This is a genomic window from Photobacterium sp. SP02 (genome assembly GCF_038519165.1).
Taxonomy (GTDB): Bacteria; Pseudomonadota; Gammaproteobacteria; order Enterobacterales; family Vibrionaceae; genus Photobacterium; species Photobacterium halotolerans.
The window spans coordinates 1-18230 of sequence record NZ_JASJOJ010000048.1 but is presented as its reverse complement, the minus strand read 5'-3'; the positions used below and the strand labels follow the sequence as shown (position 1 = coordinate 18230).

19 protein-coding genes are annotated in these 18230 nt (G+C 47.3%); 6 read left to right on the top strand and 13 right to left on the bottom strand.

Going from position 1 to position 18230, the window contains the following annotated elements; all coding sequences use genetic code 11:
- Nucleotides 1-42: 42 nt before the first annotated feature.
- Nucleotides 43-579: an outer membrane beta-barrel protein gene (locus tag P0Y67_RS17240; protein WP_036759451.1), complete on the bottom strand. Its 537-nt coding sequence runs from the start codon at nt 577-579 to the stop codon at nt 43-45.
- Between the two features lie 382 nt (nt 580-961).
- Here P0Y67_RS17240 and cobB point away from each other — a divergent pair, with 382 nt between their 5' ends.
- Nucleotides 962-1681, top strand: a complete 720-nt coding sequence (gene cobB / locus P0Y67_RS17235) for a Sir2 family NAD+-dependent deacetylase (RefSeq protein ID WP_342392886.1) — start codon at nt 962-964, stop codon at nt 1679-1681.
- A gap of 77 nt (nt 1682-1758) precedes the next feature.
- On the opposite strand, the gene P0Y67_RS17230 is transcribed toward cobB, so the two are convergent.
- From P0Y67_RS17230 to potA, 5 genes are all read right to left on the bottom strand, one after another.
- Nucleotides 1759-2781, bottom strand: coding sequence for an extracellular solute-binding protein (locus P0Y67_RS17230; protein ID WP_342392897.1), 1023 nt, complete (start codon nt 2779-2781; stop codon nt 1759-1761).
- A 245-nt stretch (nt 2782-3026) separates the two neighbouring features.
- The gene (locus P0Y67_RS17225) at nt 3027-4058 is read right to left on the bottom strand and encodes an extracellular solute-binding protein (protein WP_342392885.1); all 1032 of its coding nucleotides are present in this window, start codon (nt 4056-4058) and stop codon (nt 3027-3029) included.
- Nucleotides 4059-4192: 134 nt separating this feature from the next.
- A complete protein-coding gene (potC, locus tag P0Y67_RS17220; RefSeq protein WP_342392884.1) occupies nt 4193-4963 on the bottom strand; it encodes a spermidine/putrescine ABC transporter permease PotC in 771 nt (256 codons plus the stop codon).
- 2 nt (nt 4964-4965) lie between these two features.
- Entirely contained in the window at nt 4966-5823 is an 858-nt protein-coding gene (gene potB, locus P0Y67_RS17215) for a spermidine/putrescine ABC transporter permease PotB (RefSeq protein WP_342392883.1), read from the bottom strand.
- Nucleotides 5807-6925 carry a spermidine/putrescine ABC transporter ATP-binding protein PotA gene (gene potA, locus P0Y67_RS17210; protein WP_342392882.1) on the bottom strand — a complete coding sequence of 373 codons (1119 nt, stop codon included), beginning with the start codon at nt 6923-6925 and terminating at the stop codon, nt 5807-5809. The genes potB and potA overlap by 17 nt, the downstream gene beginning before the upstream one ends.
- Before the next feature lie 385 nt (nt 6926-7310).
- Here potA and P0Y67_RS17205 point away from each other — a divergent pair, with 385 nt between their 5' ends.
- From P0Y67_RS17205 to P0Y67_RS17185, 5 genes are all read left to right on the top strand, one after another.
- A complete protein-coding gene (locus tag P0Y67_RS17205) occupies nt 7311-8117 on the top strand; it encodes a hypothetical protein (protein WP_342392881.1) in 807 nt (268 codons plus the stop codon).
- A 77-nt stretch (nt 8118-8194) separates the two neighbouring features.
- Nucleotides 8195-8881: a glucosaminidase domain-containing protein gene (locus tag P0Y67_RS17200; protein ID WP_342392880.1), complete on the top strand. Its 687-nt coding sequence runs from the start codon at nt 8195-8197 to the stop codon at nt 8879-8881.
- A 6-nt stretch (nt 8882-8887) separates the two neighbouring features.
- Nucleotides 8888-9553, top strand: coding sequence for a DUF2987 domain-containing protein (locus P0Y67_RS17195; protein ID WP_342392879.1), 666 nt, complete (start codon nt 8888-8890; stop codon nt 9551-9553).
- A gap of 152 nt (nt 9554-9705) precedes the next feature.
- The gene (locus tag P0Y67_RS17190; protein WP_342392878.1) at nt 9706-10110 is read left to right on the top strand and encodes an MbcA/ParS/Xre antitoxin family protein; all 405 of its coding nucleotides are present in this window, start codon (nt 9706-9708) and stop codon (nt 10108-10110) included.
- A gap of 1 nt (nt 10111) precedes the next feature.
- Complete coding sequence (locus P0Y67_RS17185; protein WP_342392877.1) at nt 10112-10798, top strand: RES family NAD+ phosphorylase; 687 nt, start codon at nt 10112-10114, stop codon at nt 10796-10798.
- A 58-nt stretch (nt 10799-10856) separates the two neighbouring features.
- On the opposite strand, the gene P0Y67_RS17180 is transcribed toward P0Y67_RS17185, so the two are convergent.
- The 7 genes from P0Y67_RS17180 to P0Y67_RS17150 all read right to left on the bottom strand — a co-directional run.
- Nucleotides 10857-12344, bottom strand: coding sequence for a carboxypeptidase M32 (locus P0Y67_RS17180; RefSeq protein ID WP_342392876.1), 1488 nt, complete (start codon nt 12342-12344; stop codon nt 10857-10859).
- A 481-nt stretch (nt 12345-12825) separates the two neighbouring features.
- On the bottom strand, nt 12826-13755 hold the full coding sequence (gene ttcA / locus P0Y67_RS17175) for a tRNA 2-thiocytidine(32) synthetase TtcA (RefSeq protein ID WP_342392875.1): 930 nt from the start codon (nt 13753-13755) through the stop codon (nt 12826-12828).
- Between the two features lie 287 nt (nt 13756-14042).
- Complete coding sequence (uspE, locus tag P0Y67_RS17170) at nt 14043-14981, bottom strand: universal stress protein UspE (RefSeq protein WP_337113535.1); 939 nt, start codon at nt 14979-14981, stop codon at nt 14043-14045.
- A gap of 164 nt (nt 14982-15145) precedes the next feature.
- The gene (locus P0Y67_RS17165) at nt 15146-15895 is read right to left on the bottom strand and encodes an FNR family transcription factor (RefSeq protein ID WP_027252224.1); all 750 of its coding nucleotides are present in this window, start codon (nt 15893-15895) and stop codon (nt 15146-15148) included.
- Between the two features lie 75 nt (nt 15896-15970).
- Nucleotides 15971-16648, bottom strand: a complete 678-nt coding sequence (locus P0Y67_RS17160) for a sulfite exporter TauE/SafE family protein (RefSeq protein ID WP_342392874.1) — start codon at nt 16646-16648, stop codon at nt 15971-15973.
- Nucleotides 16645-16842 carry a cbb3-type cytochrome oxidase assembly protein CcoS gene (gene ccoS, locus P0Y67_RS17155; protein WP_342392873.1) on the bottom strand — a complete coding sequence of 66 codons (198 nt, stop codon included), beginning with the start codon at nt 16840-16842 and terminating at the stop codon, nt 16645-16647. Before ccoS ends, P0Y67_RS17160 begins: the two co-directional genes overlap by 4 nt.
- On the bottom strand, nt 16835-18230 hold a 1396-nt coding region (locus P0Y67_RS17150; protein WP_342392872.1), incomplete at its 5' end, for a heavy metal translocating P-type ATPase. The genes P0Y67_RS17150 and ccoS, both read right to left, overlap by 8 nt.

The window sequence follows — 18230 nt, the reverse complement described above, 5'->3', positions numbered from 1 at the left end:
CTACAACGCCACATTGCTGCAGCGTTGTATGGGTCGGAGCTGTCAGAAGTAGAATCTTGTACCAAAAATGAATCTGGTGAAGCTGTCCTCAACGCCGTCTTTTGTGACGCTGATATCGTCGGTTGCGATGTTATAGTTCACTTCTGCACTGATGGCAACATGCGGGTTGATGAAGTATTTCACACCACCTGCGATTTTAATATTCAACGCAGTGACATCTTCTATATCAAAATCAATGTCATCGTCTTCATCTGCCGATAGGTTAGCGAGCTGAGCAGCAGCGCCAAGATAAGGAACCCAGTTGCTGTCGTTCGTGAAGTTGTATTCTGTAAACATACCAAGCTGGAAGGTTTTGGTGCTGTCACTCATATTTACATCCAAAACACCGCCGATTTCCCAGTCATCTTTCACAAAATAACCGTAGGTGGTATTTAAAAGGAATAAATAATCATCAACATAGTCAAAATCCATACTACCTTGTAAGCCGAATTCTTGCGTACCTTCTTCCAGAGTTACGGCAAGTGCAGCCGGGCTAGCTAACAGTGTTGTTACTAATAATGCCAATGCTTTTTGCTTCATTTCCATCACTCCATTGTTTTTGTGATACAGGTGAAGCATAGACGAGACTATTCAAAGTTGCCTAAATACTTCAAAGTTTTCATCGTGTTTCACAAAGATACATAAACTATTTTATTAATGGTTCTGATAATAAAATCCAGAAAATGGCCTAATGACAAAACAACATGTCGTGCAAAGAGAATCATCCTTCATATTCTTATTTACAAGATTAGTGGTATTGCTTGATGCACTATAACTTTTTATGTGACAAGGTTTATATCAATCTCACATCAACAAATAGTCGTATGAAATCCACTTACGACTATTGTCTGACAAGGTAAGAGTTATATTGCTGTCCGGTCGATGGTATAACTGTGGTAAACGTTAACAAGGGCAAGGAAAGATGCATTTTCCCTATCGAAATATAGTGATCCTCACTGGGGCCGGGATATCAGCCGAGTCGGGGATCAAAACCTTTCGTGACCAGGATGGACTGTGGGAAAACCACCGTATCGAGGATGTAGCAACACCGGAAGGGTTTAAAAGAGATCCTGAACTGGTGCAAACCTTCTACAACCAGCGCCGTCAGCAATTAGAAAGCGGGACTGTTCAACCCAATGCTGCGCATTATGCGTTGTCACGTCTGGAAAATGAACTCGACGGTACGGTGACAGTGATTACCCAGAACATAGACAATCTGCATGAGAAAGCGGGTAGCTATAATGTCATTCATATGCACGGGGAGTTACTGAAAGCGCAGTGCAGTCAAAGTGGTCAAACTATTGAGTGGGCTGGTGATATTTCACTGGATGACAGTTGCCACTGTTGCCAGATTCCGGCGCCGTTAAGGCCTAATGTTGTCTGGTTCGGAGAAATGCCGCAATCAATGGATAAGATTTATTCTGCGCTGGTTGCGGCCGATCTCTTTATCGCTATTGGTACATCAGGTTCAGTTTATCCGGCGGCGGGCTTTGTTCATGAGGCTGCAATGCACGGAGCACACACTCTTGAGCTCAACTTAGAGCCCAGTATTGTGGAAAGTGAATTTGATGAAAAACGCTATGGGCCTGCGTCAAAAATTGTCCCTGAGCTCGTCGATGAGTTGCTAACGCCAGCTGACTAGCAGATTGATATTCTCAAGTGCGTTCATAGACAAGTAAAGCTAAAAAATAAGGCGTCTAACGACGCCTTATAGGTTGTTTACTGGCCAGCTTTTAGTTTTTGGTAATATTCTTCATACAGTGATACCGCATTACCGACGCTGTCCTGCCACTCACCAGCATCCATTACAGCTTGTGGCGGGTAGATGCTCGGGTCATCCACAAATGTTTTTGGCAGCTTATCTTTGGCCGTTGCAACAGGGGTTGGATAACCAATTTCCAGTGCAACTTTTGCTGCGTTCTCGGGTTTGAGCAAAAAGTCGATCATCTTATGTGCGGCATCGACGTTTTTCGCGCCGGCTGGAATTGCCAGGCTGTCCATCCAGAAAATGGCACCTTCTTTAGGCCAAACGATATCAATTGGGGCGCCTTCCTGTCTTGCCATGTAGGCAGAACCATTCCATAGCATACCCAAAGAGGTTTCTCCGGCCATGTAAGGGTTAGCAGGGTAGTCTGAGTTAAAGACCAGCACGTTGGGCATCAGCTTTTTCAGTTCTTCATAAGCGGCTTTAATTTCGTCAGGGTTTTCTGTGTTGGCTGAGTAACCTAGCTTACGCAATGCGATGTGGAAGAATTCACGTGCATCGTCCATCATCATTAGCTGGCCTTGCCATTTACTGTCCCAGAAGTCACTCCAGCCAGTGATCTCTTTGGCATTGACCAGATCTGTGTTCACGCCAATACCTGTCGCGCCCCAGATGTACGGAATCGAGTAGTCATTGCTTGGGTCGAAAGGTTTATTCAGGAAGTTAGGATCCAGATCTTTAAAATGCGACAGTTTAGATTTATCGATTTTCTTCAGCATATTCTCGTCACGCATCTTAGAGACGTAATATGTAGAAGGCACGACCAGATCGTAACCTGAACCGTAGGTCTTCAATTTAGCGTACATCGTCTCATTCGACTCATACGTCGAATAGATGACTTTGATACCGGTTTCTTTGGTGAACGCTTCCAGCACACTGGCTGGGATATACTCAGACCAGTTGTAGAAATACAGCTCTTCGTCTGCAGCCAGCGCTGAATGTGATGTTAGCGACATGGCAAACAGGCCGCCGGCCATGATTGAAGACCATTTTTTCATTGAGTTACTCCTAACTTCAGAAGCCCTACATAGCATTCTGGTAGCTATAGCAATGCCCACCTCTCTTGCGGACAGGGTGTGTCATTTCAGATGACAAAACATGTCAGAATGAGATATTAACCCATTACTAACGTATGGAATTCATTAAAGAATCAGTGGGAGAGTATAGCAGAGGGGATAAGAAAAAAGGCAACCAAATCATTTTGGTTGCCTAAAGAAAGCGCTTATTGACCAGCTTTCAGCTTGAGGAAGTTTTCTTCATACAGAATGTTGGCGTCACCCACAGCATTCTGGAACTCACCGCGTTCCAATTCCTCTTTAGGCGGGAACAGAGTCGGGTTGTCTTTATACTTCGCATTTGATGCTTCAACACCTGTCAGATAACCGGTTTCTTCTGAAATTTTCGCGGCAACATCCGGGCGCAGCAGGAAGTCGATCATCTTATGAGCGGCTTCAATATTTTTCGCATTGCTGGTGATTGATAGGTTATCGACCCAGTAAATGCCGCCTTCTTTTGGCCAAACCAGTTCAATTGGCAGACCTTCACGCTGAGCCGCCGCTGCTGAGCCATTCCACAGCATGCCTAAGCCAACTTCGCCAGCCATATAAGGTGCAGCCGGGTTATCCGAGTTGAAAACCAGTACATTAGGCATCAGCTCTTTCAGCTTTTCATAAGCTTCAGCGATTTGTTTTGGATCTGTGGTGTTACCCGAGTAACCCAGAATCTTCAGGGCGATATGGTGAACTTCACGAGTATCATCCATCAGCATCAGCTGGCCACGATATTTCGGATCCCACAGATCTTCCCAGCTGTCAAAGTCAGCCGGATCATACATTTCAGTGTTCACGGCAAGGCCAGTGATACCCAAAACGTGAGGTATAGAGTATTCGTTGTTCGGATCGAACGGCTTATTCAGATAATTCTGATCAAGGTTTTTGAAGTTGCTCAGTTTCGACTTGTCGATTTTCTGCAGCATGCCTTCATCGCGCATTTTGGCGACAAAATAGGTTGAAGGAACAACCAGGTCATATCCTTCCGGGTGCGCTTTCAGTTTGGCATACATGGTTTCGTTCGACTCATAAGTCGAATAAATGACTTTAATGCCCGTTTCTTTAGTGAACTGTTCACGTAGTTCCGTAGAAATGTACGGACCCCAGTTCATAAAGACTAATTCTTCATCGGCTGCATTGACACTACCAGATACCAGAGTAGCGGCGCATGCGGCGCTGGCCAGAAACGCGGACCATTTTTTCATTGATGTGATAACTCCAAAATCCCTGCTGGGATGGTTAATATAACAGGAGTCAAACCTTTGTCTCCTGCGTAAACGGCCGGGTTTCCTCGGCCGTATTTCGGTACGATTATCATGCAGATAAAATTAAACGCAACTTATTTCGTCTTGTCCCGCACAATGACTTGCGACAGTACAACCAGGGTCAGCGACACGATCAACATGACAGTGGCCAGTGCATTGACTTCCGGTGAAATACCCACTTTTACCATAGAGTAAATTTTCAGCGGCAGGATCTCATACGTAGGTCCTGTTACGAAAGAACTGACAATCACATCATCCAGTGACAGGGTAAAACTGAGTAACCAACCAGCAAAGACAGCAGGTTTAGCCAGTGGCAGGATGATCTGTTTCAGTATGACCCATTCACTGGCGCCCAAATCACGGGCAGCTTCCAGCATTTTCACATCAAAGCCTTTTAAACGGCTATACACTGTCACCACAACGAATGGGAGACAGAAAGTGATATGAGACAGCAGCAGTGTCAGGAATCCCAGTTTCGCACCCATAAGAATAAAAAGTGCCAGCAGCGATATTGCCATCACGATATCTGGTGACATCATGACCACAAACAGCATGCCGTTGACAAAACTTTTACCCTTGAACTGGTAACGGAACAGGGCAACGGCAGTCAGACTGCCAATAATGGCAGCGGCCGTTGCAGAGTAAACGGCAATGTTCAGTGAGTGCCAGGCCGCCTGCATCAAGCTGTCATTGTTCACAAGCTGCTCATACCACTTGGTGGTAAAGCCGCCCCATTTCATCCCAAACTTACTGGCGTTGAATGAGTTAACGATAAGAATAATGATGGGAATGTACAGGAATGCGTACACTACCGACATCAGACTGACTTTGAAAAAACGTCCCACAGTTAGTCCAACTCCACTTTACGGTTGAGTAGCTTGCCAGCCCGGTAATAGGCATACAGCAGAATTGCCATCGAAATAGTCAGGGCGATACTAGTTGCCGCACCAAACGGCCAGTCTCGCGCATTCAGTACCTGACTCTTAATGACGTTACCGATGAGCAGGTTTTTGGCACCGCCGAGCAGGTCGGAAATGTAGAACATACCCATTGCCGGCAAAAAGACCAGCAGGCAGCCCGCAATCACGCCTGGCATTGTTAATGGTGCGATAACACGAATAAACGTCTGAACCTTGTTCGCGCCCAGATCGCGGGCGGCTTCGATATAAGTGTTATCCAGCTTTTCAATGGCGGAATACAAGGGCAGCACCATGAATGGCAACAAGATATAAACCAGGCCAATCATTACCGCATACTCTGTGTACATAATGCGCAGGGGCTTATCAATAATCCCTATGGCCATCAGGCTGCTGTTGAAAACGCCCTGGGTGCCCAACATGATTTTCAGGCCGTAAGTTCGGATCAGTGAATTGGTCCAGAACGGTACGATCACCAGAAACAGCATGAACGGACGCCACTTTGCCGGCATTTTCGCGATACTGTAGGCAAACGGATAACCCACCAGCAGACATAGGACAGTAGCCATGCCAGCCATATAGAACGAATGCAGCATCACCTGACCATACAAAGGGTCAAACAAGCGTGCGTAGTTTTCCAGCGTGAAGGTTAAATCAATCAGATTCGCATCATCACGAGTCAGAAAACTGGTGCCAATAATCATCAGGTTCGGGATGAATACAAAAACCAGTAACCATCCTACAATCACCGAAATGATGATATTTTGCAGATTAAGCTTCTTCGTCATCAGCCAGTACCACTTCCCAACTTTCAACCCAGGTGATAGCTACTTTTTGATCCAGGGAGTGGTCTACATCCGGATCATCTTCGTTAAAGAATTCACTCACCATGACAGATTTGCCCGTTTCGATCTCAACAACTGAATCCAGCGTCATCCCTTTATAGGTACGCTCACGCACATGGCCCATCAGGCCCCAGCTTTCTTCGTTTTCGTTGATTTCTTCCAGACGGATATCTTCAGGGCGAAGCAGCACTTTAAGTGGCGCATCTTGCTGCACATCAAGATCACAATGGATCACTGCTTCACGGCCTTCGACAATAGCTTTGATACGTTTTTCGTCAATACGCTCAACCACAGTGGCATCGAACACATTAATTTCACCGATGAAGCGGGCGACAAACAGGTTGCTTGGCTCCTCATAAATTTCACGCGGTGTGCCGTCTTGTTCAATACGTCCATCACGCATAACGATAATGCGGTCTGACATTGACAGTGCTTCTTCCTGATCATGTGTGACGAAGATAAAAGTAATGCCCAGACGACGCTGCAGCTGTTTCAGCTCCAGTTGCATCTGCTTACGGAGCTTGTAATCCAGCGCAGAAAGCGATTCATCCAACAGCAGAACTTTCGGCTTGTTCACCACAGCTCGCGCTATGGCAACACGTTGCTGCTGACCACCGGATAACTGATGTGGCTGACGAGGAGCGAACTGCTCCAGCTGAACCATCTGCAAAGCTTCCATCACACGTGGTTTGATCTCTTGCTCTGGCACTTTTTGCATGCGCAGACCAAAGGCAACATTTTCAAACACCGTCATGTGCGGGAATAAGGCATAACTCTGGAATACAGTATTAACATGCCGCTGTTCTGCATGAACGGCAGTCACGTCCTGACCGGCAATAATAATCTGCCCCTGGTCAGCATCTTCAAAACCAGCGATAAGGCGAAGGACAGTGGTTTTACCACAGCCGGAGGGGCCTAAAATGGTTAAAAACTCACCGTCATTCACGTTGAGATCTAACCCGGCGATAATCTTTTTACCGTCAAAGCTCTTGCTCAGCCCTTTGAGCTGAATAACCGGTTCTTTGGATGTGATGTTTGTGTTCAACTCTACCTGGTCTCCACATCGTGCCTGCAAATATCTGCCTGCATTTTCTTGGTCAATTTCAGGAGCCGGATGATAGACCCCCATAGGTATAATTCAAAGTATTTTTTATGTTGTACAGCTGACTTTTTCGTTTATCAGTTTTGCAAATGATTTCAACGGAGTTCATCGCATTATCTGAGGATTTTCAAGGCTAATAATGCAGAATTTAGATTGCAAATTGACTACTGAGCTTAGATGAAATCTGAACAAAACCCTAAATTGAACGATAAATTTCCACCATTTTGAGGCATTGAAGCATTTTTTAACCATGACGCGATTTGTTTAGCGCAAGCGGTAGCGTACAATCGGGCCCATTGTTCTAATTTAATGTGAATCAACTATCTGCATGAGTAATAAAAGTCTTCAGGTTGGCGGCTCAATCGAAAAGGCGCTGTCAGGCAAAGCAGACTTACAGTCTGTTGCGGTACTTCAAGAAGCCTGGAAGGTGACGGCAAAGCATTTTCTGACTTTCTTCCCAGCAATTGCAGGGCTGTTTTTAGCGCAGCTTGCTCTCTTGCTGATCGCGCTGCAAGTGCAACTGGGTAACCCTGCTATTTTCTTTGATGCCATTGTCAGTGGCGAAGGCATTACACCAGAAATCGTTGAAGCGGGTTTTATGGCCAATTTCTGGTCGGATGTATTAAGCGCCCCTTTGTATGCCGGTGTCAGCCTGATGGCGCTGAACCATGCAGTTGGCCTGCCAACTAAGCCGCGCTATTTGGTGAAAGGTTTTCCTTTTGCCGTGGTGTCTGTTGTCACTATGTTGCTGACATCCTCGCTGCAGGGCATAGGTAACGCATTGTTCCCGTTAATTGGGCTGTTTTTAACTATGGCTTTCAGCATGACGATCACACTGGTGTGTGAAAAGCGTGTCAGCCCATTAAAAGCGATCCAGTACTCTGTCGTGGCCACATTCCGTAAAATATTGCCTCTATCTGCCATTTTTCTGGCGGTGCTGGTTTTGTTCTTCATCTCTTTTGCTACCGCAGGCATCGGGCTGATCTGGACAATTCCTTTCTTCTTTAACGTGAAAGCAATTGTCTACCGCAATTTGTTCGGCATTACCTTGCAGGTCACGACAGTCGATAAAGGCGGTGACGGGGAAGATCAAGGCAATAAAACAGAAGAAGAAAGCAAGGTATTTAACGCGTGATAAAAAATGTCAGACACTTTGCGGTTGCCGGATGCACATTGTTATTTGTAGGTTGCGCTGAGCCTGAAAAGCAAGCAGTGAACACCCCAGATGAAGCCACCCGGCCAGATTTTAACGTTATGGAAGACGTGAACCTTAAGAAGCAATCATTTTTCACGTTCTTACGTCCGTTTGTGCAGCAAGAGAATGCCAGAGTCAGTCAGGAACGTTCTTTTTTACTGGCCATTCAAACCCAGCTGAAAGTCGGGCAGGCGATCAGCCCAAACGATCTCAGTGAAGCCCGCCAGCTCGGCGATGCTTACAATCGCGAGCTTACTGGTGACGCTGTCACCGAGTCCTGGCTGGATGCCATGCTGTTTCGCGTAGATATGATCCCTGAAGAGCTGGTTTTGAGTCAGGCGGCCAATGAATCGGGATGGGGGACGTCACGGTTTGCCGTCGAAGGACATAATTATTTTGGACAGTGGTGCTACACCCAAGGCTGTGGCCTGGTTCCCAGTGCCAGAGGAGAAGGCGCAAAGCATGAAGTTGCCGTTTTCTCTGATGCGGCTCAGTCGGTTCACGCTTATTTTATGAATGTGAACCGCAATCGCGCTTATGCGGAGCTTAGGGATATCAGAGCTAACGAGCGTGCGGCAGGTCAACCCGTTACCGGGTTAAAGCTTGCGGAAGGACTGCACCGATACTCTGAACGTGGACAGGAATACGTGGACGAAATCCAGGGTATGATTCGTCATAACAAACAATTTTGGCAACAGGGCTAACCGTTGATGAGCACTTCTATTATCAAGACCTTTCTTCTTACTTCTGGCCTGGTCGCTCTTTCCGGTAATGTCTGGGCACAGAACATTGAGATGCGCTACAGCAATCTTTTCGGCAAACTCAAGCATAATGTTGCTGAGTCTCACCCTGATGTGAACATTGCCTTGTATCTGATCAATCAGCAAACCGGTGAAACCTGTACTGTCCGCAAAGGCTGGATGCAAAAAGAAGAGCATTATGAAGAGCTCGTCATTCCTGCCGATAACGCCCTGGTAGTGCCAATCGACAATAACTTGCGACAGGCGAATCCTGACGTTACTTTTGTGATAGATGACGGAATCACCTGTGATGTGTCTATGCAGGTTATCGTCAGCAAGCCTTTAGGGTTAGCTATCAACAAAGCAGCGTTGGATAGTCTGCTGCCACAAATGGACATACTCTTAAATGATTTAGGTGGGATGTTTTCATCCTGGTTTATGCCAGAGGTCAGCGGTGTCGTGATGCATTTTGCTTACACGGAGACGGGTGTTATCACTGTTTCTGACGATACCGTGATCCCCATCGAAGCGGGGAAAGCGATTGTGAAAGTCAAGCAACTCCCTGAAAATACTGTGTTGACCTTACCATCACCAGCAATTCGCATTACGCCCTGGCTGGAATCATCCCCGCAATAACTTCTCGCTATCTAGGGCTGATCACGGCGTTGGTCAGCCCAGTCTCTGTTTTACATTGATAAGTCGCTTGATATCTACAGTCTCAGTATTTTGTTCATTTATAGACTTAATGCTAAACTAAGTCCATAAATGGACAATCTGAGGCGGTGATCATGAACACCCGTACCGTGGCGGCGAATGAGCCGATTGAACATGCAGGCAATAAGGTACTGCCAGTCGTTTTCAACATTCTGGATAAGTGGAGTTGCAGCCAGAATCAGCAGATGGCTCTGCTTGGTTTATCAAGCCGCTCAACACTAAACAAATACCGTGCCAGCCCTGAGTCGGCCAAAGTGTCTAAAGACTTGCTGGAGCGGATGAGCTACATACTGAATATTCATAAATGCCTGCGCATTTTATTTACCCATGAAGACAGTGTTTATCAATGGGTGCAGAAGCCTAATTCACACCCGTTTTTTGCCGGGCGAAGTGCGATGGAAGTGATGGACCAGGGTAAGGTTGCCGATTTGTACGAAGTGGCTACACGGTTGAACGCCTGGCGCGGAGGACGGTCCTGACATGCAGAACGCATACACTCTCAAGCCATTCAGGGAGCAGCCATGCTATCGATTAATTCCCTCCAAGTATCCGCCAATTAATCTGTATGAAGATGTCGCTGAGCCTGATCAACTGGAAGCTATTTTTGCCGTTGAAGCTCTGACCAACCCTCGTCTGGCTGAGGAAACGGGACAGTTTGCTCGTGTGCCGGTCGAGGAAAGGCTGGTTGGTATTCCTCACTGCAGCTACGTGATGGCCGCCTTTACCCATGTAAACCCCGATGGGGGCCGTTTTAATACCGCGGACTTTGGCGCGTATTATGCGGCAAGGGATATTAATACGGCGATCAAAGAAACGAGCTATCACATGGAGCGGATACTGGGCTATACCCAGGAGCCATCACAGGATATCCAGATGAGGAGTATACAGGCGTGGTTTTCTGCCGCTTTGGTTGATTTTACAGAGAAGACGTATCTGGATTCTGCGCTTTACCACCCCACGAATTATGCGCATTCTCAGGCTGAGGCGATAACGATGAAGGAAGCAAGACAAGACGGTGTTTTGTATCACTCCGTACGGCACCAGGGCCATGATTGTTTTGCCTTGTACAAGCCAAACCTGGTCAGCAAGGTTTGTCAGTCCAATCATTATGTGTACAAATGGAATGGCAGTGCCATCAATACTGTGCTGGAAATCAGCATGGTATAAAAAAGGGCCGTCAGGCCCTTTTTTGTTTACAACCTTGTCACGTTAGTCTGCTCGGTAGTTAGTCCTCGAGGTAGCGACTTTCAAGGTGTGCTTTGAAATGATCCGGATTCAGGGTTTCGCCGGTCGCTTCTTTCAGCAGGTTGTCTGTTGAAAGGAAGCTGGCTTTTTTCCAGATATGTCTGTCTAGCCAGTTGAAGATGGGCTGAAGGTTGCGCTCACGAATGAGGTTTTCCACATTCATTTCACGTCGCATGGCTGCCATGAACTGAGCCGCATACATAGCACCCAGAGTGTAAGACGGGAAATAGCCAAAGCTGCCGTCTGTCCAGTGGATATCCTGCATACACCCGTCAGTAAAGTTACCTTTGGTCGATAACCCAAGATACTCGGTCATCTTCTTGTCCCACAACTCAGGGATATCTGCTACTTCAATTTTTCCTTCAATCAAATCGCGTTCAATTTCGTAACGTAAAATGATGTGTGCAGGGTAGGTCACTTCATCGGCATCGACTCGGATATAGCCAGGTTCGACCCGGGTACTGAACAATGCCAAATTGTCGGTGCTCAGCGCCTTGTCGTTATTACGGTCAAATGCTTCGCGAGCTAACGGGGCGAGGATTTCAATAAAAGGCTTACTGCGCGAAAGCTGCATTTCAAAAAACAGGCTTTGTGACTCATGAACGCCCATTGAGCGTGCCTGACCCACAGGTAATCCATGCCACTGCTCAGGGAGTCCTTGCTCGTAACGGGCATGGCCAGTTTCGTGGATAACCCCCATGAGTGCACTGGTAAAGTCAGCTTCATCATACCGGGTGGTAATGCGGACATCGGTCGGCACACCGCCACAAAACGGGTGCGTACTCACGTCCAACCGGCCGTGTCTGAAATCAAATCCCAATTTGCCCATGATATCCAGACTCAATGCTTTCTGTTGAGCTATCGGGAAAGGGCCTTTAGGAGTAATAACCTGATCACTGGCTTGTTTCGCTCTGACTTGTTGAATCAATGCGGGCAGCCATGTTTTCACCTGACCAAATATAGAATCAATTTTCTCGCACGTCATGCCAGGTTCATACAGATCCATCATAGCGTCATAACGGCTTAGCCCCGTTGCTTCTGCTCGAATCTGCGCTTCTTCTCTGGCCAGCTGAACAACGGCTTCAAGGTTCTGGCTAAACTCATGCCAATTATTTTCTTTGCGTTGCGTTCGCCAGGCATGCTCGCACTTTGAACCGGCGAGCGATTTTTTCTCCACCAGATCAGCCGGCAGAATATTGTCCATTTGCCAGGAACGCTTCATCTCTTGCAGACTGATCTTTTGCTCTTTAGATAAAGATTCGGTTTCGGCTTTGGCGAACCATTCAGTCAGAGAAGGGGCTGTTGCGAGTTCATGATGGATAAGTGCCAGTTCAGCCATTGCTTCGGAGCGCGCGGCATTTCCGCCTTCTGGCATTTTCGCAGCCTGATCCCAGCTGCAGATAGCGGATAAATGAGAAATCTTGGAAAGCTTTTTAGCGTGTTGTTCCAGTTTCTGATAGTAAGTCATTTTTAATCCTTTATATTGACTTAGTAGCGTGCAGGACGGCTACAGACTTGATTGGACCTCACTCAGTTTCAGGCTCGCTTGTAAAGTCAGAGCGTGGAGATGTCACTCAACAAGAAACTGCTCGGTAACCGATAGAAATCATTCGTAGGAATAGCTGGCTATGAGCGAGAATCATATTGTGCAACGTATTACTGAGCAGAATAACGTTGCGTATCTCTGCGAGTACCTGAACGTATAGGTATCTATAGTATGATACGGATAAAACTGCCATATACCAGACTGTTCTTAGCAATTTTTTTGGTTTTTTGTTAACAGATCTTTATATGTTGTGATGTTTTTGGGCTGGTTTATAGTGTTTTTGGCTGCATATGTTCTGAATGCCGCATTCGATATGCAATATGTCTGGCAAGTATTTCTGCCGATAAAAATAATGAACGCATTAAAAAAGCCGCAATGTTTGCGGCTTTCATAGGCGTATCAGTTAATTAACCTGCAAGATATCCAATTTTTCGCCCGGATCAAATTCACCGGTACTTTCGGCAGCGACAGGTGAGCTTGGTAAGTCTTCTTTATCGAAAGCGATATCACCACCGTTAATTGCACCTGATTCCCTGTCGATTGACTTGAAGTCAAACAGGTCAAAGTCTGCCAGGTGTGAGGGGACGACGTTTTGCATTGCAGTAAACATTGTCTCAATCCGGCCCGGATAGCGTTTATCCCAGTCTCGCAACATTTCTTTGATCACCTGACGCTGAAGGTTTGGCTGCGAGCCACACAGGTTGCATGGGATAATCGGGAACGCTTTCATTTCGGTATAGCGTTCAATATCTTTTTCGCGGCAATAGGCAAGCGGGCGAATTACCACGTGCTCACCGTTATCTGAGACCAGCTTAGGCGGCATACCTTTCATTTTGCCGCCGTAGAACAAGTTCAGGAAAAGCGTTTCCAGCATGTCATCACGGTGGTGCCCCAGCGCAATCTTGGTCGCGCCCAGCTCTTTTGCCGTGCGGTACAAAATACCCCGACGCAGACGGGAGCAGAGAGAGCAGGTCGTTTTACCTTCCGGCACTTTCTCTTTGACGATTGAATACGTATCTTCATTCACAATCTTGTACGGAACACCAAGCGATTCAAGATATTCGGGCAAGATATGTTCAGGGAAACCAGGCTGTTTCTGATCAAGGTTCACTGCTATCAGTTCAAAGCTGACAGGGGCACTGCGCTGCAGGCTGCTCAACATTTCCAGCATGGTATAGCTGTCTTTACCACCAGACAGGCAAACCATAATGCGATCACCATCTTCGATCATATTAAAATCAGCAATCGCCTGACCCGTATTCCGGCGCAGTTTCTTTTGCAGTTTATCGAAGTTGTATTTCTGTGCCTTTGTAAGCTCTTGATTCTGAGTCATTGCTTCTCTCTTTCGCGTCGATTGAATCACGCTGTCAACCAACGGTAAATGCATTGAGCACGATGATAGATGCAGTCATGAAATATCATCGGTAAAGGTTACCGTGAGCAAGGTTCGCGACTTGTTCTCACTGGCAAATTTCATGGCGGGTATGATACGGATTCCAGCGTCGGATTCCAGCGTGATTTTGATCTTAATTGATAATTAAGCGGGTGAATGGCAGTTTAAACGATTGTTGCAGGTGAAAAGCACGCCTGAAGGTTGCAGGCGCGCCTTTCAGAGCATGTTTATTGGTTTGGATCCAGAGGACTGATGTAGCCATCTGGCTTGAGGGCCAGTAAGTCGCAGTTAAGGCTGTCAATGGTGTGCTCAGCAGTATTACCAATAAAGACAGCAGAAAGCCCGGTCCGGCCTGTAGTGCCCAGTATAACGAGTTCTGCATCTAACTCTTCTGCCACTTTTGGAATGACGTCTTCAGGCAATCCTTCGACGACATGGGTTTTCTCTGCATCAATACCGTGTTTTTGCCTCAGTGCCTTCATTGAGGTCAGATGGTGGCCTCGAACCGCATCTGTGTAGGTTGCAGGGTCAAATTCAGGTAATTCAATCGTAATGTTAACCGGGGTGGCAGGGTAGGCATTGACCAGATTGACTTCGGCAACCAGTACTTCTGCCATGTTCTTCGCTTCGCTGATGATTTTATCGTTCAGTGTTTCGTGCGTATCACTTTCGGCTGCTAAGTTGACACAAGCCAGTACCTTACCGTTTTCGGGCCAGCTGTGCTCTTTAACCAAAAGCACAGGGCATGGACATTTGCGCAATAAATGCCAGTCGGTAGGGGTAAAAATAACAGAGCCGATTTTGTCGTGTTTATGAGTGGCTTTTATCAGTAGGTCATGATGATGGCTGTACACCTCGGCGATAACGGCTTCATAGGGCCGATTGTGCCACACAACAAGGATGTCGATATCAACACCGGCACTGACATGAGGGCGGATAATGTCTTTTAACCATTCTTCGCGCTGTTGGATTACGCCGCGCCGCATGGCCTGGCGCTCATCCGACGAAAGCATGGATGTCATTTCGTAAGAAAAATCGTAAATGGCAAGGAATACAGTGATGTGAACATTCTCACTTTTTTCAGCGAGGTGTACTGCGCGTGACAAAGCCGGTTGGTTGTCTTGCAGTGGATCGGCCACTACGAGGATGTTTTTGTATGAGTTCATAACTGCCCCCTGTCTCAACGGATTCGCAATCGACCAGATCTGAAAAACTGTTTGTATTCAGATTAGTATATTCACTGTAACGGATTGCTGCGAGGAAATGGAGGACTTTGAAGAGGAATTACAGTAAAAATTGATGGGCATCAAGCCCATCAATTTTAATAAAACTATTTACAATTAGTCGCACCTGCAAGCTGAGCTAACTGCTCACGATCAAGAACCGTGATGTACTTGCCTTTCACGCCGATGATTTCGGACTTTTGGAAACGGCCCAACAGACGGCTGATGGTTTCAACCGTCAGCCCCAGATAGTTACCAATGTCTCCACGAGTCATAGTCAGCCGGAATTCGCGGGCAGAAAACCCACGTTCTGAGAAACGGCATGACAAATCATAGAGAAACGCTGCCAGACGCTCTTCGGCATTTTTCTTAGAGAGCAGCAGGATCATATTCTGATCGCTTTTAATTTCACTGCTCATCAGACGCATAATTTGCTGTCTGAGCTTAGGCATCTTACCGGCAAGATCGTCCAGTGTTTCAAACGGAATCTCGCATACCATAGAGGTTTCAAGAGACTGGGCAAAACTTTGGTGTTTATGGTCGTTGATAGCGTCAAAACCCACCAAGTCGCCAGCTAAATGAAAAGCGGTAATTTGTTCGTCGCCTTGCTCGGTGATGGTATAGGTTTTCACTGTGCCTGAGCGAATAGCGTACAGCGCTTTCAGCTCGTCCCCGGCTTTAAATAACTCCTGCCCCTTATGGATAGGCTTTTTACGCTCAATAATGCTGTCCAGCTGATCTAACTCTGCGTCATTGAGAGTAAATGGGATGCATAACTGACTGATACTGCAATCCTGACAATGGATAGCACATCCACCGGATTGAATGCGTTTTGTGGAGATTTTATCTGAATTCATAAACTGTGGCCTGACCAAGTTCGGATACTCGGGTCACTCTACCACACTCTTATTCGCAATGACGAGTATAAAACATTAGGAAAATTGTGTGATTGCAACATAACCTGTATGAATGCCGTATGCCAATAACAGTAATGCACTGGTTTTTTTAAATATCTGATTGGAAAGCCATTGTTTAAGCGTTTCTGCAAAGCTGCCTACTAACAGCATGGCAGGCAGCGTTCCCAGGCCAAAGGCCAGCATGACACCGGCACCTGAGCCTGCATTGCCAGCCACAGCGGCCCAACTTAACATCGAGTAGACTAATCCGCAGGGTAACCAGCCCCATACCAGTCCAAACGGAAAGGCTGCCAGGGGAGACTTGAGCGGTAACATCGACTTGGCTAAAGGTGAGATTAAACGCCAGAGTGATTGGCCGAGAGCTTCAATTTTGGTTACCCCTTGCCACCACTGGCCAATATACAGGGCGAGAAGAATCATCATCACTGCGGCGAAAATGCGCAGGAAAAGGAGCGCAGCGCTTAATCCGCTCAACGTTGCCATACCTGCCACCGCACCACCTATAACAGCCCCGGCTGCTGCGTAAGAAATCAGGCGTCCGGCGTTATAGCAGAGCAAGTATGGAAAACGGCGGCTTTGTTGCTGGCCTGGCATACCTAAAGTAATAGCGGCAGCGATACCGCCACACATTCCCAGACAATGGCCTGCACCCAGCAGGCCAATAACAAAAGCAGCGAAGAAATCTGTGTTCACTGTTTTTCCTTGCCTGTCTGTTCATCATCCGTTTTTTGCGCGGGTTGCTTCTCTTCATTCTCATCAAACAGGATGTCGTATCCCTGTCTTTCGAGGTCTTCAAACTGTTCTGATTTGACGGCCCAGATAAAAATGGCAACGGCAATACAGACGAAGAGGATCGCAATCGGGATGAGTAAATACAGGCTAGCCATCTTCTTTCAATAACCTCAGTGAATTAGAGACAACAATGATGGAGCTGGCAGACATGCCTAATACGGCAATATAAGGGGCAACCAGTCCGGCAACAGCCAGAGGCAGAATAACAAGGTTATATCCTAATGCCCACGATAGATTTTCCCGAATGATCTTCTTGGTTTTCATCGCCAGGCGTCTGGCTTCCAGCACTCGGTTTAAGTGATCGCCAAGTAAAACCATATCTGCAGACGATTTGGCAACATCCGTACCTCCACCCATCGCAAGTGACAGATGAGCGCCAGCCAGCACCGGTGCATCATTAACGCCGTCACCAATCATCAGGGCGACCTGATCGTTGGCAAGACTGTTGAGGTAATCGAGTTTACCTTGCGGGGTCGCACCGCTAATCAGCTTGTCTACAGCAAGCGTTTTTGCCACGCGAACCGCATTGTCGGAGTTATCTCCCGTCAGCATGGTGACCTGGATCCCTTCGGCCTGAAAGGCACTGACCAGAGACTGGCTGTCGTGTCGGATGGGATCATCCAACTGGAAAGCGGCGATAGCTTTACCGTTACAGGTCAGCCAGACCTGAAAGTCCTGATTTGGGGAAGGGGCGTCTTGGCCGTTCAACGCAAAAGCTTGCTTTCCGATTCGCCATTCATTTCCCTCTCTCATGCCTTTGAGGCCAAAGCCGATCTCGTTCTCAACCTCATCAAAGGAAAAGGCTGCATTTCGATAACCAGCAAAAGCCCGGGCGATAGGGTGGTTTGCAAAGCGTTCAAGCTCGGCAGCGATGCTCAGGACCTCTGTTTCATCGTAATTGTCAAAGCAGACTGTTTGGATGACTCTGACATTGCCTTCCGTTAAGGTGCCGGTTTTATCAATAACCAGTTGGTTCACATTGCAGAGTGTTTCCAGAACATGCCCGCGCCGAAGCAGAATGCCTAAACGACCCAGCCGCGATGTCGCGCAAGTCAGCGCAGTTGGTGTCGCCAGTGACAGAGCACAAGGGCAGGTGGCAACCAGCACAGCCAGCGTAATCCATAGCGCATCATCGGGTTTTACCTGGTGCCAGTAAAGCCAGGTCCCTGCAGCAATGATAAGAATCACAGCAACAAAATAGCGGGCTACCACGTCGGCAATTTCGGCAATTTTTGGCTTCGTTGCCTGTGCTTCATCCTGAAGACGAATGATGTTCGAAATAAGGGAGTGCTGGCGGTCCTGAGTGACTTTTACGGTCAGGTTACCGTCACCGTTAATGGTGCCAGCATACACAGTATCATCTTTGCCTCTGCGGACGGGGAGCGGTTCGCCGGTCAGCATTGACTCGTCGACCACACTGTTCCCAGACACAATTATCCCATCGGCAGGCAAGCTTTCTCCGGGTAAAACCGTGACCACGTCA